Below are 21,301 nucleotides of genomic sequence, written 5' to 3'. Positions count from 1 at the left end.
CGCCGGGCGGTTCACCGCCTCGGCCCCGCGAGCGCGTAGACCGCGGTGCCGAGGGCGGCGAGGACCAGGGCCGTCCAGGTGGCGGCGGTGGTGCCGGGGGGAAGCAGCAGCCAGGAGGCCACCTGCCCGGGCACGCTCTCGGCAGGCGGGGCGACGACCGAGAAGGACAGCCAGGCGATCGGCGGCGTCCACGCGTACCGTGCCCCGAACAGTGCCGCCCCGACGGCGACCAGCCCCGTCAGCCCTGCCGCGTCCCGGACGAGGAACCCGGCGGTCGCCAGGTCCTCGCCGAGCACTCCCAGGGCCAGCGGCACCGCGCAGACGATCGTGCCGATCAGCAGGACGTGCGCGGCCCGCCGGAGCCTCCAGCGGATCGCGGCCGTCCGGTCCAGCGCCGGGTCCTGCCCGGCGAGCCCGACGGAGGCGGCCGTCGCCCCGGCGGCGAGCGCGAGCACCGGCAGCAGGGGAGCGCCCCGCCCGTCGCCGCTCCCGGTGAGCGCCCACACCGCCACCGTGCCGGTCAGCAGCGCCGCGAGCGAGGCGGGCACCTGACGGGACCGCGCGTACAGCGTCAGCCACCTCACCCGGACGCACCGCCGTCCAGCACCGTCAGCGCGTCGCCCTCGCAGGAGACCGCGGCGGCGTGCGCCGCCCTGATCCGCGCGACCTGCTCGGACCAGCGCAGCCCCTCCAGCTCCCGGAGCACCGGGCGGGCCGTGGCGAGCTGCTCCTCCGCGGGGTGCACGGTGCCGCGGATCGGCTCCAGCCTGCCCAGCACCCAGCCCGCCACGACGCTCTGCGCGGCGGTCTCGCCCAGCGTGCCGCTCTCCTGCTGGCTGCGCGCGAAGCACGGCGGCGCGATGCCCTGGGCGACCAGCGCCCGGGTCAGGTCCTCGCCCCCGGCGCGGGTGAAGGCGTCGTCGTCGAAGTCGACGAGCACGGCCGTACGGGACCGCTGGGGCCGCTCGATGAGCCCGCGAGGGGTGGTGGTCTCCCGGATGGTCGTGGGTGCCCGGTCGCCGAGGGCGTCGTGCAGCAGGCCGAGCGCCTTGCGGCCCGGGCCCGCGAGCCCCTCCAGACGTGCCTCGTGGACGCGGGCCACACACACCGGCCCGTCGCACACCTGGGCGGCCGCCGCCTCGTCGACGACATACGTCCGGCGCGGGTCGGAGGGCAGCACGGCCAGGGCGATCAGCGCGCCGGCGACCAGCGGGGCCAGGGCGAACAACCGGGTGCGCGGGGTCACGGCGACCAGCAGCGCGAAGCCCGTCAGGGCCATCCCGAGCAGCCACACCGTCTGGCCAAGGTGCGCCCGGGCGGAGAGGGTCAGCAGGATCTCCCGTACGTCCGCCACCGTCGGCGACAGCAGCACCAGCCGGTTCGGCATGTTGGACGACGGCACCGCCGTGTCCGACCACTGCCGTACGAAACCGGTGAACAGGAACGCGGCCACGGCCAGCGCGGGCGGGGTGAGCGCCGACGGCAGGGCCCGCGCGATCCCCATGCCCAGTACGGCCCCCGCGACCAGCGCGAACCCCCCGACCAGCGAGATCGGCAGCCAGCCCAGGTGGTGGTACCGGGCCTGGCCGAGGACCTGGAACGCGCCCTGGAGGACGAACAGCCCGAAGGCCAGGGCCAGGGCGAGCGCGGTCACGCCCGCCGTCATCCCGGCGCGGTGCCGGGCGGGCCGCGGAGTGCTCGCCAGCAACTCCGCCATCCTCGAACGGGGGTCGCGCAGCCCCTGGAGCGCCCCGAGGGCCACGGCCAGCGGCCACAGGAAGATCAGCAGCGTGCGGGTCCACATGGCCATGGACGTCCACTGGGCCGTCCACAGCGCGGTGCCCTTCCACCACGGCCCGCTCAGCAGGTACAGGAACCCCAGCGCGGTCACCAAGGTCACGGCGCCGGCCCACGGGGCCACGGACCGCTTCAGCTCGGTGCGCAGGACACGGGCGTTCACCAGCTGCCCCTCTCCCCGGCGGTGCCCTGGAGCAGCGCCGTGTAGCCGCGCTCAAGCGGGCTGTCGCCCACCTGGTCGGGGGTGCCCGCGGCGGCCAGCTCGTCGGGGGTGCCCTGGAAGACCAGCCGGCCCTCCGCGAACAGCACCACGTCCGTGCAGGCGGCGGCGACGTCCTCCACCAGATGCGTGGAGACGACGACACAGGTGTCCGTGCCCAGCTCCTGCAGCAGCTGCCGGAACCGCACGCGCTGCGCCGGGTCCAGACCGGCCGTGGGCTCGTCGAGGAGCAGGAGCGTCGGGTCGTTGACGATGGCCTGGGCGATACCGGCCCGGCGCACCATGCCGCCCGACAGCGCCTTCATCCGCTCGTCGGCGCGGTCGGCGAGCCCCACCCGTTCCACGGCGCGCTGCACCGCGGCCGGGATGTCCGCCTTGGGCACCTCCTTCAGCCACGCCATGTACTCGACGAACTCGCGGACCGTGAAGCGCTTGTAGTAGCCGAACTCCTGCGGCAGGTAACCGATTCTGCGGCGCAGCGCGCGGTGCTCGCCCCGGCCGCCGACGGACTCGCCGAGCAGCTCCAGGGTGCCCCCGGCGGGGCGCAGCACCGTCGCCAGCGCCCGGATCAGGGTGGTCTTGCCCGCGCCGTTGGGCCCCAGGAGGCCGTGGACGCCGGTGCCGAGGGACAGGTCGAGCCCGTCGACGGCCATGCGTCTCCTTCCGGCTCTGACCTTCAGCCCGTCGGCCCGGATCTCCCAGGCGTAGGCCGTCGGCGCGATGTCGGCCGCGCTCACCGTGGACATGCGATGGTCCTTTCCGATGGTCATCGATGGGCTCCCAGCACCGAGTACGCGCCCCTGCGGGCGATCACGACTCCGAGGCCGAGGGCGAGGATCAGTCCCCACACGGGCAGTCCGTCCGTCCGCAGCGCGGCCGCCGTACGGCCGTCGGCGAGGGTCGGCGCCACGATCACGGCGGCCCACACCGCCACCAGCGAGACGGCGGCGCGGGTCACGCCGACGACACCGCCGAGCGCCAGGGTCGCCGAGGTGAAGGCCAGACAGGGCAGCAGCCACTGGGCCACCATCACCCCGGTCGCCCAGCCGCCCACCAGCAGCGCGGGCACCACCACCGCGAGCACGGACACGGTCCGCCGCAGCACCAGCTGGAGCCCGGCCCGGGGAACCGAGGCGGTCAGCTCCCAGGCGGGGTCCAGGCCGCGTGCCCAGGACGCGGCGACACCGAGCACGGGCAGCACCGGGGCGAGCACCAGCACCGGGTTCACCTCACCGGACCCGGGGCCGGGGCCGCCCGCGAGACGGTCGAGCAGCAGGGCCGCGAGGGTCACGGCCACGACCATGGCGAGCCACGGCACCATCGCGGGTGTGGCCCACCGGGACAGCCACGCCGGCCGACGCCGGCGGCGGGGCATCGCGGCGGTGACCGCCACCCGCGGTTCGAGGCCGGACCACACCGTGTCGACCAGGGACGCCACCGCGGGCACCCCGGCGCCGACGGCGGCGGACAACCGGTTCCGGCAGACCGGGCACGCCTCCAGGTGGGCCTCCACGGCCCACACCTCGTCGGCGGCGAGGCCGGTGCCGCCGTGCGCGTAGGACTCGATGATCCGCGCCGACGCGTGTTCCACGCTCATGCCAGTGCCTTCCGCATCGCGATCCGGGCCCGGCGGGCCCGGGTCTTGACGGTGCCCTCGGGCAGCCCGAGCAGGACGGCGGTCTCCCGGACGGACAGCCCGTCGAGCACCATCGCCTGCAGTACCTGTCGCAGCTCCGGGGCGAGGAGCCGCAGCGCGTCCCCGACGTCGCCGCCGACGGTGGCCGCGAGCGCCTCCTCCTCGGCGGCGGGCGCCGCGTGGGGGAGGGCGGCGGTCGGCGGCGGCTGCGCGTGGTGGGCCCGGCGCCGGAACGCGTCGACGAGGCGGCGCGCCGCGATCGTCCACAGCCAGCCGACGGCGGTGCCGCCGACCGCCGACCCGGCGAACGCGCCCGCCGCGCGCCACACCGCCAGATACGTCTCCTGCATGACCTCGGCGACGATCTGCTCGTCCGCGCAGCGCCGCCGCAGCCGTACCGCGAGCCACGGCGCGGTACGGCGGTACAGCTCCTCGAACGCCGCGCGATCACCACGGGCCACCAGCCGCACGAGACGTTCCTCGTCCGGCTCGCCGCCCCGTGCCTTCCTGACTGATCTCACACCCCTCAGACGCCCGCCCCCGGCGACGGGTTTTCCCTGCGGAGTGATCCCCGTCACACACGCGAGCGGCCGCACCCTCGGGGGAGGGCGCGGCCGACGAACACCCCGCGGGGCTGGTGGATGGTGGTGGTCTCAGCCGGTCATGGCCGCGCGGACGAGGGCCGTGTCGACGAACTGCTCGAAGCGGACGACGAGGCCGCCGCGTACGACGAGTGATGGGGCACGCGGACGTCGACCGGGTACGGAACGGCGAGCGACCGACGGCGATTCGTCGGGCCGTCGGCGGGGGTTCAGGCAGGTGGGCATCGGACCTGGCGGATGCGTGTCGATTTCGGTGGGGTGGGCGTCGAGCCCGTTCGGTCGTGAGGTGGGGGCGGGGCCTGGACCGCTGGGGCCCGGCCCCGGGGATCAGCGCCCGGCCGTCAGGGGCGTCAGACGGTGGTCGATCTGGTCGGCGGTGGCGCGGCCGTGGGCCAGGACGGTGACCTCACGGCCGTCGACCGCGAGCAGGGTGGGGAAGCCGGTGACGCCGAGTGCGGCCGTCCGGCGGAAGTCGGCCTCGGCGGCGGCAGCCGCTTCTGGCGCCTCGAACGCGGTGACCACGGCGTCGGCGTCGAGCCCGGCCGCGGCGGCCAGCCCCGGGCCGGCGCCGGACTACCTGGTCGCGGCACGGACGCCGTCCGCGTCAGGAGGGCCCCACCGCGAACGCCCGGCACTGTCCCGCCCGCCCGGCAGGGTCGGAGTCCGCCGAAGCCGGCCGCAGGCCATGTCGGTCTCGATCGTTGAGAATTCACCCACCCGTTGGGGATTCGGTAAGCCTTGCCTTATAAGCTGGCCCGGCCCTGTCGTCGGCCCGCCCGCGGCGGGGCGCGCCCGCCCCCTCGCACGACAGGACCCAGCATGCGCACCACCTCCCGCGGCTTCATCGCGGCGCTCGCCCTCAGCCCCCTGCTGGCCGGATGCTTCGCACCGGGCGACGGCGGCCCGGAGGCGGACGGGGCCGGATCGGGCGGCCGGTTGCGCATCGCCCTCGCCGTGCCGCCGGTGCAGGCCCTGTCGCCGTACAGCAACGACGCCACCGTCCTCAGCAAGCTCTCCGTCGCCGAGGGCCTCACCGCGCTCGACAAGAACGGCGCCGCCACCCCCGCCCTCGCCAGGTCCTGGACCCGGAAGAACGCCACCACCTGGACCTTCCAGCTGCGCAGGGCCACCTTCCAGGACGGCACCGAGGTCACCGCCGACAACGTGGTCAACGCCCTCGACCACGCGAACGAGGCGGAGACCAAGCCCCGCGTCCTCAGCGACGTCACCCTGACCGCGAAGGCCGACGACGCCGACACCCTCACCCTCACCACGAAGACCGCCGACCCCGTCCTCCCGCTGCGGCTCGCCAGCCCCGCCCTCGGCATCCTCTCCCCGAAGGCGTACAAGAAGGACGGCACCGTCAGCCCGATCGGGACCGGCACCGGCCCGTTCGAGATCACCAAGCTCACCGGCAAGACCAAGGCCACCCTCGACCGCTACGACGGCTACTGGGGCGGCAAGGCCAAGGCGCCCGGCCTCGACGTCAGCTGGATAGCCGACGGCACCGCCCGCGCGAGCGCCCTGCGCGGCGGCGACGTCGACATCGCCGAGTGGATCCCCACCGCCCAGGCGAAACTCCTCGACAAGAGCACCCGCCACGAGGTGCCGTCCGTGCGCACCGACAGCCTGGTCCTCAACACCGCGAGCGGCCTGTTCACCGACGCCTCCCTGCGCGCCGCCGCCCGCGAGGCCGTGGACGGCGGCGTCCTCGTCGACTCCGTCTTCGGCGGCTACGCCGACCAGGCCGAGGGCCTGTTCGGGCCCGCCGTGCCCTGGGCCGCCGCCGACCGTGTGGAGGTCACCGGCCGGGCGAAGGCCGCGACCACCGCGCAGGTGCGGAAGGAGACGAAGGGCAGGACCCTGCGACTGGCCGCCTACACCAACCGCGCCGAACTCCCCGAGGCCGCGACCGTCCTCCAGCAGCAGCTGGAGAAGGCCGGGTTCACCGTGAAGCAGGACGTCCGCGAGTACACACAGATGGAGGCCGACCTCCTCGCCGGCAAGTACGACGCGCTCGTCTTCTCCCGGGTCACGCTCCTCGACACCGGCGACCCGGTCGCCTACCTCGCCAGCGACTTCACCAGCGACGGCGTCTACAACATCGCCGGCCTGAAGGACCCGAAGGTCGACCGGGCCATCGAGGCGGCCGCCGAGGAGGGCGACACCGCCGAGCGGCACAAGAAGGTCATGCGGGCCGAGGCGGAGATCCTGCGCACCGACGCCGTCGTCCCGCTGGTCCACGAGAAGGCCGTGCTGGGCATCGCCGACGACGTCGAGGGCGTCCTCCTCGACCCCCGCGAGCGGTCCCTCGTCGACCTCGACACCCGGCTCAAGTAGCCGCCGATGAGCGTCACTCCGGCCGGCGACCGGGGCCTGCCGACCCGGTGGCGGGCGGGGGCCGGCCGGATCGCCGCCGCCACCGCCCTGCTGACCGCCGTCGCCTTCCTTCCCTGGCTGTCCGGCAACGACCCCGCGCTGACCGTCCTGCGCGCCCGCTCCGCCGATCAGGACCCCACCCCGGCCCAGTTGGCCGCCGTACGGGATCGACTCGGCTTCGACGAGGGGCCGTTCGTCCACCTCGGACAATGGCTGGAGGGGCTGGCGCGCGGCGACGCGGGCACGTCGTGGGTGTCCGGCGAACCCGTCCTGCCGCAGGTCACCACCGCCTTCGCGGTCTCGCTCACCCTGACGCTGGGCGCGCTGGCGGTCACCGTCGCGGTGGCCGCCCTGGTCAGCGCCCGCACCCTGTACCTCGGGTCACGGCAGCGGCTGCGCCGGGGCCCGTCGGGCACCGCGGCGGCCGTCCTCGCCGCACTGCCCAAGTTCCTCCTCGCCTCCCTGCTCGCCATGGTCTGCGGGGTGTGGCTGGGCTGGTTCCCGTCGCAGGGCTGGACCGGCCCGTCGTCGATGGTGCTGCCCGCCCTCGCCCTCGGCGTGCCCTCCGGCGCGATGATCGGGGGACTGCTCGACCAGTCGCTGCCCGCCGCGTTCCACGAGTCCTGGGCCCGCACCTGGCGCGCCTACGGCCTCCCGCCCGGCCGGATCGCCCGCACGGCACTGCGCCGCGCGCTGTCCGGGGTGCTCCCGCAGCTGCTGCCGACCGTGGTCGCCCTGGTCGGCGGCGCCGTCGCCGTGGAGAAGATCTTCGACATCCCGGGTCTCGGCCGGCTCGCCCTGGAGGCCGCCATCGCCCAGGACCTGCCGCCCCTGCAGACGGCGACCCTGGCCCTGGTCCTCCTCGGCGTCGGCGCGGGCCTGCTGATCCAGGCGCTGCGCCGCGCCCTGCTCGGCCCGGCCCTGCGCGACGGCGCCCTGCCCGCGCTGCACCCGCCCGCGCTGCCCCGCCCCCGCTCCCTGCCCTGGATCATCGGCTGCTGCGCGCTCGCCCTGCTCACCCTGGTCGTGGCCGGGCTGCTGCGCGACCCCCTCCACGTGGACACCGCCGCCCGGCTGCTGCCCCCGTCCCCCGACCACCCCCTGGGCACCGACTCGCTCGGCCGGGACCTGCTGGCCCGCCTCGGCCACGGCGCGCTGCGCACCGCCTCCGTCGCCCTCGCCGTCACCGCCGTCAGCGCCCTCCTCGGCCTGCTGATCGGCACGGCCACCCAGGTGGGCGCGGGCCTCACCGAAGTGGTGTCGACCCTGCCGGCCGTTCTCGCGGGCCTCCTCACGACGGCGGTCACCGGCCCCTCCGTGTGGGGCGCCGCCTGCGCCGTGTGCCTCGTGGGCTGGACCCCCTACGCCGCCCAGACCTCCGCCCTCCTCGAACAGGAACGGGCCAGCGGCCACCTGCTCGCCTCCGTCTCCTTCGGCGCCGGACCCGGCTACCTCCTGCGCCACCACCTGCTCCCGGCGGTCCTGCCCGCCCTGCTGCGCAACGCCCTGCTGCGCCTGCCGACGACGGTCCTGGTCCTGGCCTCCCTGGGCTTCCTCGGCCTCGGCGAACAACCGCCCACCCCGGAGTGGGGCCGCCTGCTGTCCGAGAACCAGCCCTACGCCGAACTGGCCCCCTGGACCGTCCTCGCCCCCGCCGCCGCCCTGGTCCTCTTCGCGGTCCTCACGGTCGCCGGCACGGCCACGGGCCACCGCACCCCCGCCCGCCGCCCGGCACGACCCCCCAAGACCGACAACAAGCCGAACTGACCCACCCCACAAGCAAGTTCTCCCGCAGTCCGCGGGCTGTCCTTCACAAGGTCCGCCCGCGGCTCCGACGGGTCCCCACCGATCCCGTTGATAGCTTGCGGTTCCAGCCAGTTCGCACCGGGGGACCACCATGAACCAGCCACCGCCGCCGCAGCACCCCTACCAGCCGTACGGGCAGCCCGTACCGCCGCAGCAGCCGCCGGTGCCGCCCGGGTACGGGCCGCAGCCGGTCAACGGGCCCTACCAGGCACCGCCGTTCGCGCCGCAACCCCTCGGACCGCGCCCGAACGGCGGGGGCCACCCGGTGGGCGCCGTCCTCCTCGGGCTGCTCGCCTCGTTCGTCGTGGCGCTGCTCTACACCGTCCTCAACATCGCCACCTACAGGGACCAGACGCTCACCACCGCCAATGCCCTCTACCTCGGGCACGCCCTGCTCAACGGGGCCGTCGTCGGCCTCCTCGCGGGGCTGGTGGGCGGCCGCTCCAACGGCGCGCGGACCGGCGCGGCCGTCATCGCCGTGCTCGGCGCCTTCTTCGGCTACACCAACTCCCTGCCCCTGATCCACGCGGTCGAGTCGACGCCCACCGCCGCCTGGGACCTGCTGACCTACGAGCCGTTCTTCCCGGCCAAGGCGTGGTGGACCGACGAAGCCGGCGGCGGGGTCGACCTGTTCTCGCCCCTCGGCCTCGTCCTCGCCGCGGCCGCCGCGTACGGACTCGCGTACGCGATGGGCACCCGGCGCCGCGCCTGACCCGCCGCTCACAGTCCGAACAGGTCCGCTCCGTTGTCGTGGCACACCGCGCGCAGCCACTCGCCCTGACGGGACGTCCGGTCCACTCCCGCGCGTGAGCGGCCCTGAGGCGTCCGTCACGCGCGCCGGGCGCCGGACACCGCCTAGGATCCGGGACATGGCGTTGACGATGGACGACGTGGACCGGTTCGAGGCGGCGAGGCCCCGTCTGGAGGCGATCGCCTATCGGCTGCTCGGCTCGGCGAGCGAGGCCGAGGACGCCGTGCAGGAGACGTTCCTGCGCTGGCAGGAGGCCGACATCGACCGGATCGAGGTCCCCGAGGCATGGCTGACGAAGGTGCTCACCAACCTGTGCCTCAACCAGCTCACCTCCGCCCGCGCCCGCCGGGAGACCTACGTGGGCCAGTGGCTGCCGGAGCCGCTGCTCGCCGGGGACCCGATGCTCGGCCCCGCGGACACCGCCGAACAGCGCGAGTCCGTCTCGTTCGCGGTCCTCACCCTGCTGGAGCGCCTCACCCCCAACGAGCGGGCGGTGTACGTGCTGAAGGAGGCGTTCGACTACCCGCACCGGGAGATCGCCGAGATCCTCGACCTCAGTGAGGCCGCCAGCCAGCAGATCTTCCACCGAGCCAAGAAGCACGTCGCGGCCGGCAAGACCCGTACGGAGATCGACGAGGCGGCGGCCCGGCGGATCGTCGAGGAGTTCCTCGCGGCCGCCACCAGCGGGAAGACCGAGCCGCTGGTCAAGCTGCTCACCGCGGACGCCATCGCGGTCGGCGACGGCGGCGGGAAGGTCCCGGCCCGCGCCAAGGCGTTCGAGGGCGCCCTCGCGGTCGCGAAGTTCATGCGCGGCCTGTTCAAGCCGGCCCCCGTCAAGCGGGCCATGGTCGGCGGTTCGCCCGCGATCCACGTCACGACGGCCAACGGCGGCCCCGCGATCCTGGCGGTCGTGGACGGCCGGGTCGTCGGCGTGATCTGCCTGGAGATCGACGCGGAGGGCATCGTCGCGTTCCGCAGCCAGGTCAACCCCGACAAGCTGGAACGCGCGACGGAGGTCTGGGCGACGACCGAGCACGGGGAGCCCCTGTTCCACGCGTTCTGAGGCGCGCCATGAGGGTGTGACCTGGTGCGATCTGGTGTGACCTGGTTCACATCCCATTCCTGTCAGGAAACCGCGGGCCGCCCGGTTCAAGGGGCGTGACCGAGCAAGGCAGAGCGTCGGACCCGCGCAGACAGGAGCAGGACATGCAGCACCGCATCATCGTTCTCGGAGCCGGCTACACCGGAGCCACCGCCGCAGGGCGCCTCGCCAAGCGACTGCACCGCGACGACGTCGCCATCACCCTCGTCAACGCCGAGCCCGACTTCGTCGAGCGGGTCCGCCTGCACCAGCTGGCGGTCGGCCAGGAGCTCAGGCCCCGTCCCTTCGACGAGATGTTCGCGGGCACCGGCGTCGAGGTGCGGCTCGGGAAGGTCGCCGCCGTCGACGTGGACCGCAGGACCGTCGCCGTCGTCGACGCGAACGGCGCCGGCGAGCGGGAACTGGAGTACGACACCCTCGTGTACGCCCTCGGCAGCGGCTGGAACCCGCAGGGCGTCCCCGGCACCGCCGAGCACGCCCACGACATCTCCGGCCGCGCCGGTGCGCTCCGGCTGCGCGAGCGGCTGGCCCGGCTGGACGCGGGACAGCCCGTGGTCGTCGTCGGCGGCGGACTCACCGGCCTGGAGGCGGCGACCGAGATCGCCGAGAGCCGCCCGGACCTCGACGTCGCCCTCGTGGCCCGCGGCGGCTTCGGCGACTGGCTCTCCGAGAAGGGCCGCGGCCATCTGCGGAAGGTCTTCGGCAAGCTGGGCATCACCGTGCACGAGCACGCCGCCGTCACCGCCGTCGAGGCCGACCGCGTCCTGACCGACGGCGCGTCCGTCCCGGCCGCGGTCACCGTGTGGGCCACCGGCTTCGCCGTCCACCCGATCGCGCGGGCCACCGCGTTGGAGGTGTCGGACACGGGCCAGATCGTCGTCGACTCGACCATGCGCTCGGTGTCGCACCCCGAGGTGTACGCCATCGGTGACGCGGCCCTGGCGATGGGGCCCGGCGACAAGCCGCTGCGGATGTCGTGCGCCTCGGGCGTCCCCGCCGCGTGGCAGGCCGCCGACGCCATCGCGGCCCGGCTGACCGGCGCCGAGCCCCCGAAGGTGGGCATCCGCTACTTCCAGCAGTGCGTCTCGCTCGGCCGGAAGGAGGGCCTGATCCAGTTCGTCACGGCGGACGACCAGGCCCTGCCCAAGGCCCTCACCGGCCGCCTCGCCGCCCTCTACAAGGAGCTCATCTGCAAGGGCGCGGCCTGGGGCGTCGCCCACCCGACCGTCGGCATGCCGGTCCGCCGCCGCCGGACGGCGCAGCAGCCGACCGGAACCGTGCGGGTCGACAGGGCGGCCCAGACGGAGCGAACCACCGAGGCAGCGGCCTGAGCCGCACGGCACGGCCGGCCCCGGACGACGCGGCCCCGGCGCCAGCGGTTCTCGGGGCGCGGGGCCGGTCAGCGGGCGGGCCGTCGTCCGCCGGCGGAGGGGGCGGGGGACTCGTTGCGGAAGCGACGGGGGCGGCGTTGTGGCGGGAGCGGCGGGAGCGGCGGGAGCGGCGGGAGCGGCGGGAGCGGCGGGAGGCGTCGTGGCGGGCGAACCCGAGCCGGGCGAAGCGAGCCGGGTCAGTGCCCGGCGCATCTCACCGGTGGTGACGTCAAGCCGGCTCCCGCCCGGTGATCACTTCCCCGACCGCATCACGGGGCAGCCCACGGCTGTGGGCGCACGCCTCCGGAAGTGGCCGGGCTACGAGTCGTTCCCGGATGCCGGCCGCCGACCGCGTCCGGCACCCCGCCCGCCACGGCTCCGCGCCGTTCCCTCGCGGCCGCTCCCGCTCCGGGCGGTTCCGTCTCGGCCACCGCCGGTCCGGGCAGTTCCCTTGCCCCCGCCGGTGCCGGTGCCGGAGGCGGTGCCGGGGCTGGTCGCCGAGCGGTCGGTTCTGCCGCGTCCGCCGGTCCGGCGGGTGCCGGCGCGGCCGGACGTGCCCTTACGGCCGCTCGGTGCGGCGGCCGGTGCCGGGACGGTGAGCGCGAGGGTGACGGGCACGCCGGACGGGGTGCGGGCGCCGGTGATGCGGTGCAGTTCGGGCTCGCCGGGGCGGACCCGCGCGGAGCGCGGCGTGATGCCGGCGTCGGCCATCAGCCGGTCCATCTCGCGGCGCTGGTGCGGCAGGACGAGGGTGACGACGGTGCCCGACTCGCCGGCGCGCGCGGTACGGCCGCCGCGGTGCAGATAGTCCTTGTGGTCGCCGGGCGGGTCGACGTTCACGACGAGGTCGAGGTCGTCGACATGGATGCCGCGGGCGGCGACGTTCGTGGCCACCAGCACCGTGACCTGCCCGTCCTTGAAGCCCGCGAGTGTCCGGTTGCGCTGGGGCTGGGACTTCCCGCCGTGCAGCGCCGAGGCGCGGACCCCGACGGAGAGCAGGTGCTTGGCCAGCCGGTCGGCGGCCCGCTTGGTGTCCAGGAACATGATCACTCGCCCGTCGCGCGCGGCGATCTCGGTGGCGGTGGCGTGCTTGTCGTCGTCCTGGACGTGGAGCAGATGGTGCTCCATGGTGCTGACGGCGCCCGCGGACGGGTCGACCGAGTGGACCACGGGGTCGTGCAGGTAGCGGCGGACCAGGAGGTCGATGTTGCGGTCCAGGGTGGCCGAGAACAGCAGCCGCTGGCCGTCGGCGTCGACCTGGTCGAGCAGCGCGGTGACCTGCGGCATGAAGCCCATGTCGGCCATCTGGTCGGCCTCGTCGAGGACGGTGACCGTGACCTGGTCGAGCTGGCAGTCGCCGCGTTCTATGAGGTCCTTGAGACGGCCGGGCGTGGCGATGACGACCTCGGCGCCGCCCCGCAGCGCGCTCGCCTGGCGGCCGATGGACATGCCGCCCACCACGGTGGCGAGCCGCAGCCGCAGCGCGCGGGCGTAGGGGGTGAGCGCGTCGGTGACCTGCTGGGCCAGTTCCCGGGTCGGGACGAGGACCAGGGCGAGCGGCTGCCGGGGCTGGGCCCGCTGTCCGTTCAGCCGGGCCAGGACGGCCAGACCGAAGGCGAGCGTCTTGCCCGAGCCCGTACGGCCCCGGCCGAGCACGTCGCGGCCGGCCAGCGCGTTCGGCAGGGTGGCCGCCTGGATGGGGAACGGCGTGGTGACGCCTTCGGCGCCGAGCGCGGTCAGCAGACGGGCCGGCAGGTCGAGTTCGGTGAAGGAGTCGACCGCGGGCAGCGGCTCGGTGAGGGTGACCGGCAGGGTGAACTCCTGCGGGCGGGCGGCGGAGCGCGCTGCCGCGCCGCTCTTGCGCGTACCGGAGGGGCGGGCCTGCTTCCGGCCCGCGTCCTGCGCGCGGAAGCGGCGGCCGCGGCCGCCGCCGGTGGATCGGTTGGTGTCGGTCTCCGTGCGGAGGCGGCCGGAGCCGCCATGACCCCGACGGGTGCGGTTCATGAAGGAACCCTCCTCGATGCGGCGTATCGAGGAATTCCGTCCGGCGGCAGGGGCCGCGCGAGGATTCGCAAGAATGAGCCGAAGAAAATGCGAAAAGGCCCGCACCCCCAAGAGTGCGGGCCTCAGTCGTTCAGTTCGCGTCAGCGTCAGGCGGGAACGATGTTCTCGGCCTGGGGGCCCTTCTGGCCCTGCGTGACGTCGAAGGTAACCTTCTGGCCTTCCTGAAGCTCGCGGAAGCCGCTGGTGGCGATGTTCGAGTAGTGGGCGAACACGTCAGCGCCGCCGCCGTCCTGCTCGATGAAGCCGAAGCCCTTTTCCGCGTTGAACCACTTCACGGTGCCAGATGCCATATTGAATCTCCCTCGGGGGCAGTGCCGGATCCGCACTTTACGGATCCGAGTCGCCGCGATGATCACCCCTCCGGAAAGATCCGGAAAGCTCTGCAAAGAAACAAATCTCCGGCAACCAAAACGCAACTGCTATCACGCTAACACAGGCAGGGCCGCAGCACCCCGTGTGTTTTTGGCGACGCGCGGGAATTCTCGACCGGCCGTGGCCCGTAATTCTGTATCGGCGGGACTAGGTATCCGCGCCGTGTTCGCCCAGCCTCCGGTGCATGTCCCGGTTGAGGCGGAGGGCAGTGTCGAGCTGGTCCTCCAGGGAGATGATGCGGCAGGCGGCCTCGATGGGCGTGCCCTGGTCGACGAGTTCGCGGGCGCGGGCGGCGACGCGCAACTGACGGCGGGAGTAGCGGCGGTGACCGCCCTCCGAACGCAGCGGGGTGATCAGCTCGGCCTCGCCGAGGGCGCGGAGGAAGGCGGGGGTGGTGCCGAGAACGTCGGCGGCACGCCCCATGGTGTAGGCGGGGTAGTCGTCGTCGTCGAGATTCCCGGCGGCGCGGGCGTTCTCAGCGGGCATGGCACCTTCGTTTCGGGGACGCGGGGAGGGGCCCTGACGCGGGCCCGGGGCGACGACGCGGCACCCGTGCTCCGCGCGCGCTCCGGCACCGGGGTCGTCCACCGGCTGCCTCGTGCGACAACCCTAGCTCCGGCAACCCCACAGATGTGTCCCCGCGACAACAGACTTTCACGACGCCGCGTCCCGCCGCCCCCACCCCGCCCCGAGACACACAACACCCCGAACGGCCCAGCCCGCCGCCCAGCCCCGCCGCCCAACCCCGACCGGCCTCCCCGTCCGGCACCCGTCGGTCCGGTACTCGCCGGGCGGCTGCCCGTCGGTCCGGTGCCCGCCGTCCGGCACCCGTCGGTCCGGTACCCGCCGGGCGGCTGCCCGTCGGTCCGGTGCCCGCCGTCCGTCACCCGTCGGTCCGGTACCCGCCGGGCGGCTGCCGGCCGGTCCGGTGCCCGCCGGTCCGGTGCCCGCCGGTCCGTTGCCCGCCGGTCCGTTGCCCGCCGGGCGGCTGCCCGCCGGTCCGGTACTCGCCGTCCGTTGCCCGTCGGTCCGGTGCCCGCCGGGCGGCTGCGCGCCGGTCCGTTTCCCGCCGTCCGTTGCCCGTCGGTCCGGACTCGCCGTCCGTTGCCCGCCGGTCCGGTGCCCGCCGGGCGGCTGCGCGCCGGTCCGTTTCCCGCCGTCCGTTGCCCGTCGGTCCGGACTCGCCGTCCGTGCCCACGGTCCGGCGCTCGCCGGGCGGCTACGTGTCCGGCGTGGCTCGTGCGGCGTCCGTGCAGCAGGGCTCGTCGACGTGGGTGCGTTCGCCCTGGGAGCGGCTGCTGTACAGCCACGGTGCGGCCTCGTGCGGGGAGCCGGTGGCGGGGCGGGTGTCGACGGTCAGGTGGAGCAGGGTGCCGCGTCCGTCCGCGCCCGTGGGGTAGCTGCGGGGTTCGTCGCAGGGGAACACCCGGCGCAGGACACGGGCGACCCGCTGGGCCGTGGCGGGGTCCGCCGCGACGACCCGCACCTCGGCGAGCCCGGCACCCACGTGCGGGGCCCACCGGACCTCGGGGGTGCTGTCGACGTCATCGACGCGGCCGTCCCTCATACGCATGGACGCCACCGCCCTCCACTACCGCCCCCCTGCCAGTACGTCCAAGGTACCCCTGAGCCCCTCACCCGACCGAAGCCCCGGAACCCCGTCCGCCCGCCCGACCACGACATCCGGCCCGCCGCGCAGCCGTCGGCCGGGCCCGGCCCCGGGCCGCCGCCCACCGGACGCCCCCGGCCCGTCCCACGGCCGTGGCCCCCGCCCCCCGAGCCCACGTCTGGCCGGTCGCCGCGGCCTCCCTCGCATCTTCACCAGTCGGCCCAGCCAGCCGCTGTGATCGTCAGGCGGTGGGAGGGGGGCGGTGGGGTCAGTACGTCAGCGCGTCCTCGGCCGTGCCGAAGAAGCTGGTGACCTGGCCGTCGTTGACCGTGACGGGGCCGCCGGCGATCGGCACGGTGGCCGGGCTCTCGGCGGCGGTGAGGGCGATCTCCACCTTGTCCGCGCTCTTGCCGCCCGCGGTGTCCGCGCGGGAGAACAGGATCCCGGCGTACGCCTTCTCGCCGGCCTTCAGGAGCCAGTCCTCCCCGGCGGGGCCCATGTGCTCGGCGGCGCCGTCGAGCCCCGGGATCGTGACGACCAGTTCGTCGGCCGGCAGCAGACAGGGGTCGCCGCTGTTGTTGGTGGCGGTCAGCAGCGCGTGGTTGACCGGCTTGGAGGCGACCGTGACCTTGTAACTCAGGTCGGTCGTCTCGCACATGCCGACACCGCCGTCCTGGTCGTCGTCACCGGCGGGCTCCGACGCCTCGGGGGTGCCGTCGCCCCCGGAGGAACCGCCACTGCCGCTGCCACCACCGCCGGGGGTGTCCGTGGCGGGCGCGTCGGTGTCCTTGTCCTTGCCGGCGCCCCCGCCCGAGCCCTTGCCCTTGCCCTTGCCCTTGTCCTTGGCCGGGACGGACGCGCTCGCCGTCGCGCTCGGGGCGGCCGCGTCCTGGTCGCCGTCCCCCTTGCACGCGGTCAGCGCGAGGACGCCCAGCGAGAGAGCGGCGAGTGCGGCGGTGGTGCGTCGTGCGCGAACTGCGTGAACCATCGGAAGCCCCCCAAGAGTCGGAACGTTCCGGTGATGGTGCCCCATGGGGGACATGTTTCCGCCCCCGCGTAGCGAGAGAGGGCCGTCCTCGAACAGGTCTGTGACAGTGTGACAGCGCCAATGGCCGGAAATGGTGCCCCCTTTGGCCCGGCGCACACCACATTCAGCCGAAATCGCACACCCGTGCATCCACGGCCCAGGCGGGCTGGTCCTACAGGGCAACTCACTGCCCTTGGGGGACCCGATGCACCGACGCCTCGTCACCTCGGCCGTCACCGCCGCCCTGTGCGGCACCACACTGGCCGGCACCGTCACGACCGCCTCCGCCGCACCCCCGGCCGTCGACTGCCGCAAGGTGAAGTGCGTCGCGCTCACCTTCGACGACGGCCCCGTCACCGACACCCGGCGTCTGCTGGACATCCTGAAGGAGCGGGACGTCAGAGCCACCTTCTACGTCGTCGGCAAGAACGCCCAGAGATACCCGACGACGCTGCGCGACACGTCGCTGGCCGGCCACCAGATAGGCAACCACAGCTGGGACCACGCCGATCTGACCAAGCTGAGCGCCGCGAAGGTCGCGTCGCAGTTCTCCCGTACCGACGCCGCGATCAAGCAGGCCACCGGCAAGAAGCCCACCACCGTCCGCGCGCCCTACGGCGCCCACAACGCGACCGTCCGCGGCGCCGCGGCCCGGCCGCTGGTGCACTGGAGCGTCGACACCCTGGACTGGAAGTACCGCGACAGTGCCCGTCTGGTCAGGACGGTCAACGCCGAGACCCGGCCCGGCGACATCGTCCTCCTGCACGACATCCACCGGACGACGGTGGACGCCGTCCCGGGCATCATCCGGGCCCTCAGGGCGCGCGGCTTCCACTTCGTCACCGTCGACCAACTCTTCGCCCCGACCAAGCTCGCCGCGAGCAAGGTCACGTACCACAACCGCGCCGCCTACCGCCCGTGACCTGACGTCCCTGCCCTCACCGCGCGGCCGAGCGACGCAGCCGTCGGCGCGGCGACTCCCGGCGTCTCAGCCGTGGGTGTGTCAGCCGTGTGCGATGCTGCGTCGCGCGGTGTCGGGCCGATACCGCCGCCGACGGACGAGTGTGGCGCGGGTCACGGGAAGTCGGTGCGGGGCGCCGGACAGCTCATTGAGGTGAGCACTCATTTGCGTACCCGGATACGGGCCGGGGATCCGAGCGCGTTCGCCGAGCTCTTCGACGCCTGCGCCCGCGCGGTCTACAACCACGCCTTCCGGCTGACCGCCGACTGGTCCACCGCCGAGGACGTGATGGCCGCGACGTTCATGGAGGCGTGGCGGCTGCGCGACAAGGTGGAACCGGAGGGCGGTTTCCTGCGGCCCTGGCTGCTGGGCATCGCCACCAACACCGCGCGCAACCAGTACCGGAGCAACCGGCGCTACCGGGCGGCTGCCCAGGCCGCCGCGGCGGCCGAACTCTCCGTCCCCGACCACGCCGAGGAGGTGGCCGACCGGCTCGACGGCCGGCGGCGCCTCGCGACGGCGCTCACCGCCCTCGCGTCACTGCGCCGCCCGGAGCGCGAGGTCATCGCGCTCTGCGTTCCGCTGAGCGGGCTGCGTCCGGCCTCCGGCGGGCACACGGTCGGACTCGTGACGTCGTCCTGACCGGACGGTGACAGGACGCGCGCCCGGGTGTGTGAGGCTGGCTCCGCCGGACGGACGGATGGGTACGGGGGAAGTGTGAGCGGGGTTCTGTACAGCGAGCGGTCGTGGAATCCGCTCGCGCGGACCGTGGAGTTGACCGAGGACCTGCTGCGGAGGGGCGGCAGGACCACGCCGTTGACCGAGCTGAACCTCGGGGCCATGGCGGAGGCGTACCAGCGCGGGTGCTGGCTCGGGGGCGGCGGTACGGAGCGGCCGCTGGCGCGGCTCGCGGAGGGGCCCGGGGTCGTCCCGGTGACCCGCGTCACCGGGACCGCCGCGCCGGTGCGGGTGCGGCAGGCCGCCGAGTTCGCGCGGCAGTTGGGGGAGTTGGCGCTGCGCCGGTGCGGTGGGCCGGGCGGGGTGGCCGTCCTGGCGGAGCGGGCCCGGGCCGAGGGCGTACCGCTGTGGATCGCGCGGCGGGTCGCGCCGGGGCCGGCCGGACCCGTCGTCGTCGCCGTGGACCGGCGTCTGGTGCGGGTGGACGTCTGGGGGCCGCACGCCCCGGTCGTACGGATCCGTGCCCCGTACGGGTACCGGCCCGACGCGTCCGACCCGTCGAAGGGACTGCGTCTGACGGTCGGCGAGGACACCGCGGCGCCCGCGTTGCACAAGAAGCTGCGCCGGTCGAGGAGTTCCGTGGAGGTGCGGCTGGCCGGGCGGCGGTGGGTGCTGCGGCGCGAGGACGCGCTGAGCTCGTGGCTGCTGTGCGACGAACGGCGGGTCGCCCTGCTGTCGCGTCCCCCGCGCCGGCCGGCGCCGGACCCGGACGCGGTGCTGCTGCCGCTGTCCCCGGTGCGCTACGAGAGCCGGGACCCGCTGGACGCCGTGATGGCGCAGGCGTTCGCCGTCGCCTTCGGGCTCGGCGACACGACGGGGCTCGCGCGGTTCCGCCCGGCGCGGCGTACGGCGGACGACCGGGAGCCCGTCGCCCTCGACGAGGACTGGGACCGCCCGTGGTTCAGCAACCTGGGCACGGGCGGCGACGACAACGAGTCCGGCGGCGGCGACGGCTGGGGCTCGGACGGCGGAGGGGACGGCGGCGGCGACGGCGGAGGCGGGGGCGGCGACTGAGCCTGGGGGCGCCACTGGGAGGACGAGGCCTGACCCCGGGGCGACCGAGGGGCCGGTGCCTGCCGGTTACCGAACTTGGGACGCCGACCGAGGGTCTGATGGCTGCCGGTTACTGAGCCTGGGGCGGTGGCTGGGGCGACAATGCCGGGGCGGTGCCCGACCGGTCGGCCTCGCGCGCGGGGCCGCCGCGCCGGTGCGGCTGCTCCGGCGGACGGCCCCTGCGCCCGCCGCCCGGCCGGGGATTCGCCGTGCTTGCCCGGCGGCCGTTCGGGTACCGCGTTCCAGGAGGGTGGTGTCCGTATGGTCAGGCGATTGCTGAAAGCGATGGGTTCGTGACTCGTCTCAGCGGCTTCGGGGACGACGGGGTGAGGGGAACGGGCGATGCTCTGCCCCTCGCGCTGCAGATCGCCGATGCCGTGGACAGCCTGGCCCACCTGTGGGCGACGGCCGGTCAGGGGGCGAGTCTGCGTCTGTCGCCCCATCAGCTGCGGGCGCTGCGCATCCTGGAGTCCGGGCCGGGGCTCAACCTCACGGCTCTCGCGGAGGGGATGGAGATAGGACTGCCGACCGCCAGCCGCCTCTGCGACCGGCTGGAGGCGGCGGGGCTGGTCGAGCGGGTGATGCATCCGCACCGGCGGCGCGAGGTGCAGCTGAACCTCACGGGACACGGGCGGCAGATCCTGGACGAGGTCGCCTCGAACCGCTCCCACGCCCTGGCCGAGGTCCTGGCAGCGATGCGCCCCACCGAACGCGAAGCCCTGACCCGAGGAATGCGAGCCTTCCTCTCGGCCCAGGACACCACCTCGTCCACCGACCCGCCCGCCGCCCGGCGGAACATCACCCCGGCCCGTGAAGCCCCGCGCGCCTCGCCCCCCGAAGGCATCGCCCCGGACGCCGCCCGGCGGAGCACCGCCCCGGACGCCGTCGCCCCGGCCGAGGAAACCCCCGACACCGACGGCCCCCTGACCTGACGCCCCCGTCGACCCGACCGCAACGCCCCGGCCTCGCGGCCGCCCCGGCCGCCCGGCCGACCCGAGCGCCGACGACCCGGCCGGTGGAGCGTCAGGCGCCGCCCCGGGGCGCATCGCAGGGCGCCGTCGGCGCGGGCGACGCAGCTCGGGACACCGACGGCCCACTGCCTGACGCCCAGCGCCGACGAACCGACCGTCCTGCCGCGGCCTCCTGCCCCCCGGCAATCCCGCCCCCGGCAACTCCGCCTCCGGCAACTCCGCCTCCGGCAACTCCGCCCACCGGCAAGCCCGCCCCCCGCAACCCCGCCCCCGGCAACCCGCGCCCCCGCGCTTCACCCGCCCCGCCTCGTCCGGAGCCGCGGGCGTTGGTCAGGGTGGGCTTGGGCGAGGGGGCGGGAGGGCCGGGAGCCATTCCGTCACCGTGACCGTGGTGCCTGTGTCGGGGTGGCTGTGCAGGGTGAAGTCCTGGACCAGGCGTCTGGCGCCGCTCAGGCCCATGCCCAGGCCGCCGCCGGTGGTGTAGCCGTCGCTCATGGCCAGGTCGACGTCGCGGATGCCCTGGCCGGTGTCGACGAAGGACAGCCGCAGCCCGCGTCGGCCGCCCTCGTCCAGCGTCGTGATCTCCGCGTGCCCGCCGCCCCCGTGGACGAGGGTGTTCCGGGCGAGTTCGCTGGCCACCGTCACCAGTTTCGTCTGCTGGACCAGCCCGAACCCCACGGCGGCCGCGGAGTGGCGCACCTGCCGGCGCACCCAGGCCAGATCGGCGTCCGAGGCGATGGGAAGGCGCGTGGCCGGGGTGCGCGGTGCCGACATCACGCGCCCCGGGAGGCGCCGGTCACCGAGGACTCGCCCCGGCGACGGCACGGGGGCAGCCGGTGTCGG

The 21,301-nt window shown here is 74.7% G+C and carries 18 protein-coding genes and 4 pseudogenes; 9 read left to right on the top strand and 13 right to left on the bottom strand.

Annotated elements, in window-relative coordinates; translation table 11 throughout:
- Positions 1–11: 11 nt before the first annotated feature.
- From ACZ4Z2_RS18380 to ACZ4Z2_RS18350, 7 genes and pseudogenes are all read right to left on the bottom strand, one after another.
- Positions 12–584, bottom strand: a complete 573-nt coding sequence (locus tag ACZ4Z2_RS18380; RefSeq protein ID WP_468077178.1) for a hypothetical protein — start codon at positions 582–584, stop codon at positions 12–14.
- Entirely contained in the window at positions 581–1,960 is a 1,380-nt protein-coding gene (locus ACZ4Z2_RS18375; RefSeq protein ID WP_468077176.1) for a hypothetical protein, read from the bottom strand. Before ACZ4Z2_RS18375 ends, ACZ4Z2_RS18380 begins: the two co-directional genes overlap by 4 nt.
- Positions 1,957–2,787 carry an ABC transporter ATP-binding protein gene (locus tag ACZ4Z2_RS18370; RefSeq protein ID WP_468077174.1) on the bottom strand — a complete coding sequence of 277 codons (831 nt, stop codon included), beginning with the start codon at positions 2,785–2,787 and terminating at the stop codon, positions 1,957–1,959. The genes ACZ4Z2_RS18375 and ACZ4Z2_RS18370 overlap by 4 nt, the downstream gene beginning before the upstream one ends.
- The gene (locus tag ACZ4Z2_RS18365; protein ID WP_468077172.1) at positions 2,784–3,614 is read right to left on the bottom strand and encodes a zf-HC2 domain-containing protein; all 831 of its coding nucleotides are present in this window, start codon (positions 3,612–3,614) and stop codon (positions 2,784–2,786) included. Before ACZ4Z2_RS18365 ends, ACZ4Z2_RS18370 begins: the two co-directional genes overlap by 4 nt.
- Positions 3,611–4,174, bottom strand: a complete 564-nt coding sequence (locus ACZ4Z2_RS18360) for an RNA polymerase sigma factor (RefSeq protein ID WP_468077170.1) — start codon at positions 4,172–4,174, stop codon at positions 3,611–3,613. The genes ACZ4Z2_RS18365 and ACZ4Z2_RS18360 overlap by 4 nt, the downstream gene beginning before the upstream one ends.
- 132 nt (positions 4,175–4,306) lie before the next feature.
- Positions 4,307–4,410, bottom strand: a pseudogene (locus ACZ4Z2_RS18355) (nuclear transport factor 2 family protein); the annotation flags it as partial.
- A gap of 172 nt (positions 4,411–4,582) precedes the next feature.
- Positions 4,583–4,810, bottom strand: a pseudogene (locus ACZ4Z2_RS18350) (DsbA family protein); the annotation flags it as partial.
- Between the two features lie 264 nt (positions 4,811–5,074).
- Between ACZ4Z2_RS18350 and ACZ4Z2_RS18345 the strand changes: the two are divergent.
- The 5 genes from ACZ4Z2_RS18345 (at position 5,075) to ACZ4Z2_RS18325 (ending at position 11,624) form a co-directional block, all read left to right on the top strand.
- Positions 5,075–6,595: an ABC transporter substrate-binding protein gene (locus ACZ4Z2_RS18345; RefSeq protein ID WP_468077168.1), complete on the top strand. Its 1,521-nt coding sequence runs from the start codon at positions 5,075–5,077 to the stop codon at positions 6,593–6,595.
- Between the two features lie 6 nt (positions 6,596–6,601).
- Positions 6,602–8,401, top strand: coding sequence for an ABC transporter permease subunit (locus ACZ4Z2_RS18340; RefSeq protein ID WP_468077166.1), 1,800 nt, complete (start codon positions 6,602–6,604; stop codon positions 8,399–8,401).
- Between the two features lie 130 nt (positions 8,402–8,531).
- Positions 8,532–9,152 (top strand): hypothetical protein, encoded by a 621-nt coding sequence (locus ACZ4Z2_RS18335; protein ID WP_468077165.1) that lies wholly within the window; start codon positions 8,532–8,534, stop codon positions 9,150–9,152.
- Positions 9,153–9,309: 157 nt separating this feature from the next.
- Positions 9,310–10,254, top strand: coding sequence for an RNA polymerase sigma-70 factor (locus tag ACZ4Z2_RS18330; protein ID WP_468077163.1), 945 nt, complete (start codon positions 9,310–9,312; stop codon positions 10,252–10,254).
- A 143-nt stretch (positions 10,255–10,397) separates the two neighbouring features.
- Positions 10,398–11,624 carry an NAD(P)/FAD-dependent oxidoreductase gene (locus ACZ4Z2_RS18325; RefSeq protein ID WP_468077161.1) on the top strand — a complete coding sequence of 409 codons (1,227 nt, stop codon included), beginning with the start codon at positions 10,398–10,400 and terminating at the stop codon, positions 11,622–11,624.
- Between the two features lie 357 nt (positions 11,625–11,981).
- Here ACZ4Z2_RS18325 and ACZ4Z2_RS18320 read toward each other — a convergent pair whose 3' ends face one another.
- From ACZ4Z2_RS18320 to ACZ4Z2_RS18300, 5 genes are all read right to left on the bottom strand, one after another.
- A complete protein-coding gene (locus ACZ4Z2_RS18320) occupies positions 11,982–13,667 on the bottom strand; it encodes a DEAD/DEAH box helicase (protein ID WP_468077159.1) in 1,686 nt (561 codons plus the stop codon).
- A 146-nt stretch (positions 13,668–13,813) separates the two neighbouring features.
- Positions 13,814–14,017, bottom strand: a complete 204-nt coding sequence (locus tag ACZ4Z2_RS18315) for a cold-shock protein (protein ID WP_007383480.1) — start codon at positions 14,015–14,017, stop codon at positions 13,814–13,816.
- 229 nt (positions 14,018–14,246) lie between these two features.
- Positions 14,247–14,585, bottom strand: coding sequence for a helix-turn-helix domain-containing protein (locus ACZ4Z2_RS18310; protein ID WP_468077157.1), 339 nt, complete (start codon positions 14,583–14,585; stop codon positions 14,247–14,249).
- A 733-nt stretch (positions 14,586–15,318) separates the two neighbouring features.
- Complete coding sequence (locus ACZ4Z2_RS18305; protein ID WP_468077155.1) at positions 15,319–15,672, bottom strand: hypothetical protein; 354 nt, start codon at positions 15,670–15,672, stop codon at positions 15,319–15,321.
- A 304-nt stretch (positions 15,673–15,976) separates the two neighbouring features.
- The gene (locus tag ACZ4Z2_RS18300) at positions 15,977–16,696 is read right to left on the bottom strand and encodes a DUF4232 domain-containing protein (RefSeq protein WP_468077153.1); all 720 of its coding nucleotides are present in this window, start codon (positions 16,694–16,696) and stop codon (positions 15,977–15,979) included.
- Between the two features lie 244 nt (positions 16,697–16,940).
- On the opposite strand from ACZ4Z2_RS18300, the gene ACZ4Z2_RS18295 reads away from it, so the two are divergent.
- From ACZ4Z2_RS18295 to ACZ4Z2_RS18280, 4 genes and pseudogenes are all read left to right on the top strand, one after another.
- Positions 16,941–17,657 (top strand): polysaccharide deacetylase family protein, encoded by a 717-nt coding sequence (locus ACZ4Z2_RS18295; protein WP_468077151.1) that lies wholly within the window; start codon positions 16,941–16,943, stop codon positions 17,655–17,657.
- A gap of 192 nt (positions 17,658–17,849) precedes the next feature.
- Positions 17,850–18,275 (top strand): annotated as a pseudogene (locus ACZ4Z2_RS18290) (RNA polymerase sigma factor); the annotation flags it as partial.
- 138 nt (positions 18,276–18,413) lie between these two features.
- Positions 18,414–19,448, top strand: a complete 1,035-nt coding sequence (locus tag ACZ4Z2_RS18285) for a hypothetical protein (RefSeq protein WP_468077149.1) — start codon at positions 18,414–18,416, stop codon at positions 19,446–19,448.
- 332 nt (positions 19,449–19,780) lie between these two features.
- Positions 19,781–20,245, top strand: a pseudogene (locus ACZ4Z2_RS18280) (MarR family winged helix-turn-helix transcriptional regulator); the annotation flags it as partial.
- 543 nt (positions 20,246–20,788) lie between these two features.
- On the opposite strand, the gene ACZ4Z2_RS18275 reads toward ACZ4Z2_RS18280, so the two are convergent.
- Positions 20,789–21,232 carry an ATP-binding protein gene (locus ACZ4Z2_RS18275; protein WP_468077147.1) on the bottom strand — a complete coding sequence of 148 codons (444 nt, stop codon included), beginning with the start codon at positions 21,230–21,232 and terminating at the stop codon, positions 20,789–20,791.
- Positions 21,233–21,301 lie beyond the last annotated feature (69 nt).

It is taken from the genome of Streptomyces sp. NPDC030183 (assembly GCF_055573455.1).
Note: the sequence above shows the minus strand (reverse complement) of the source record. Positions and strands in the feature narration are given on the sequence as shown.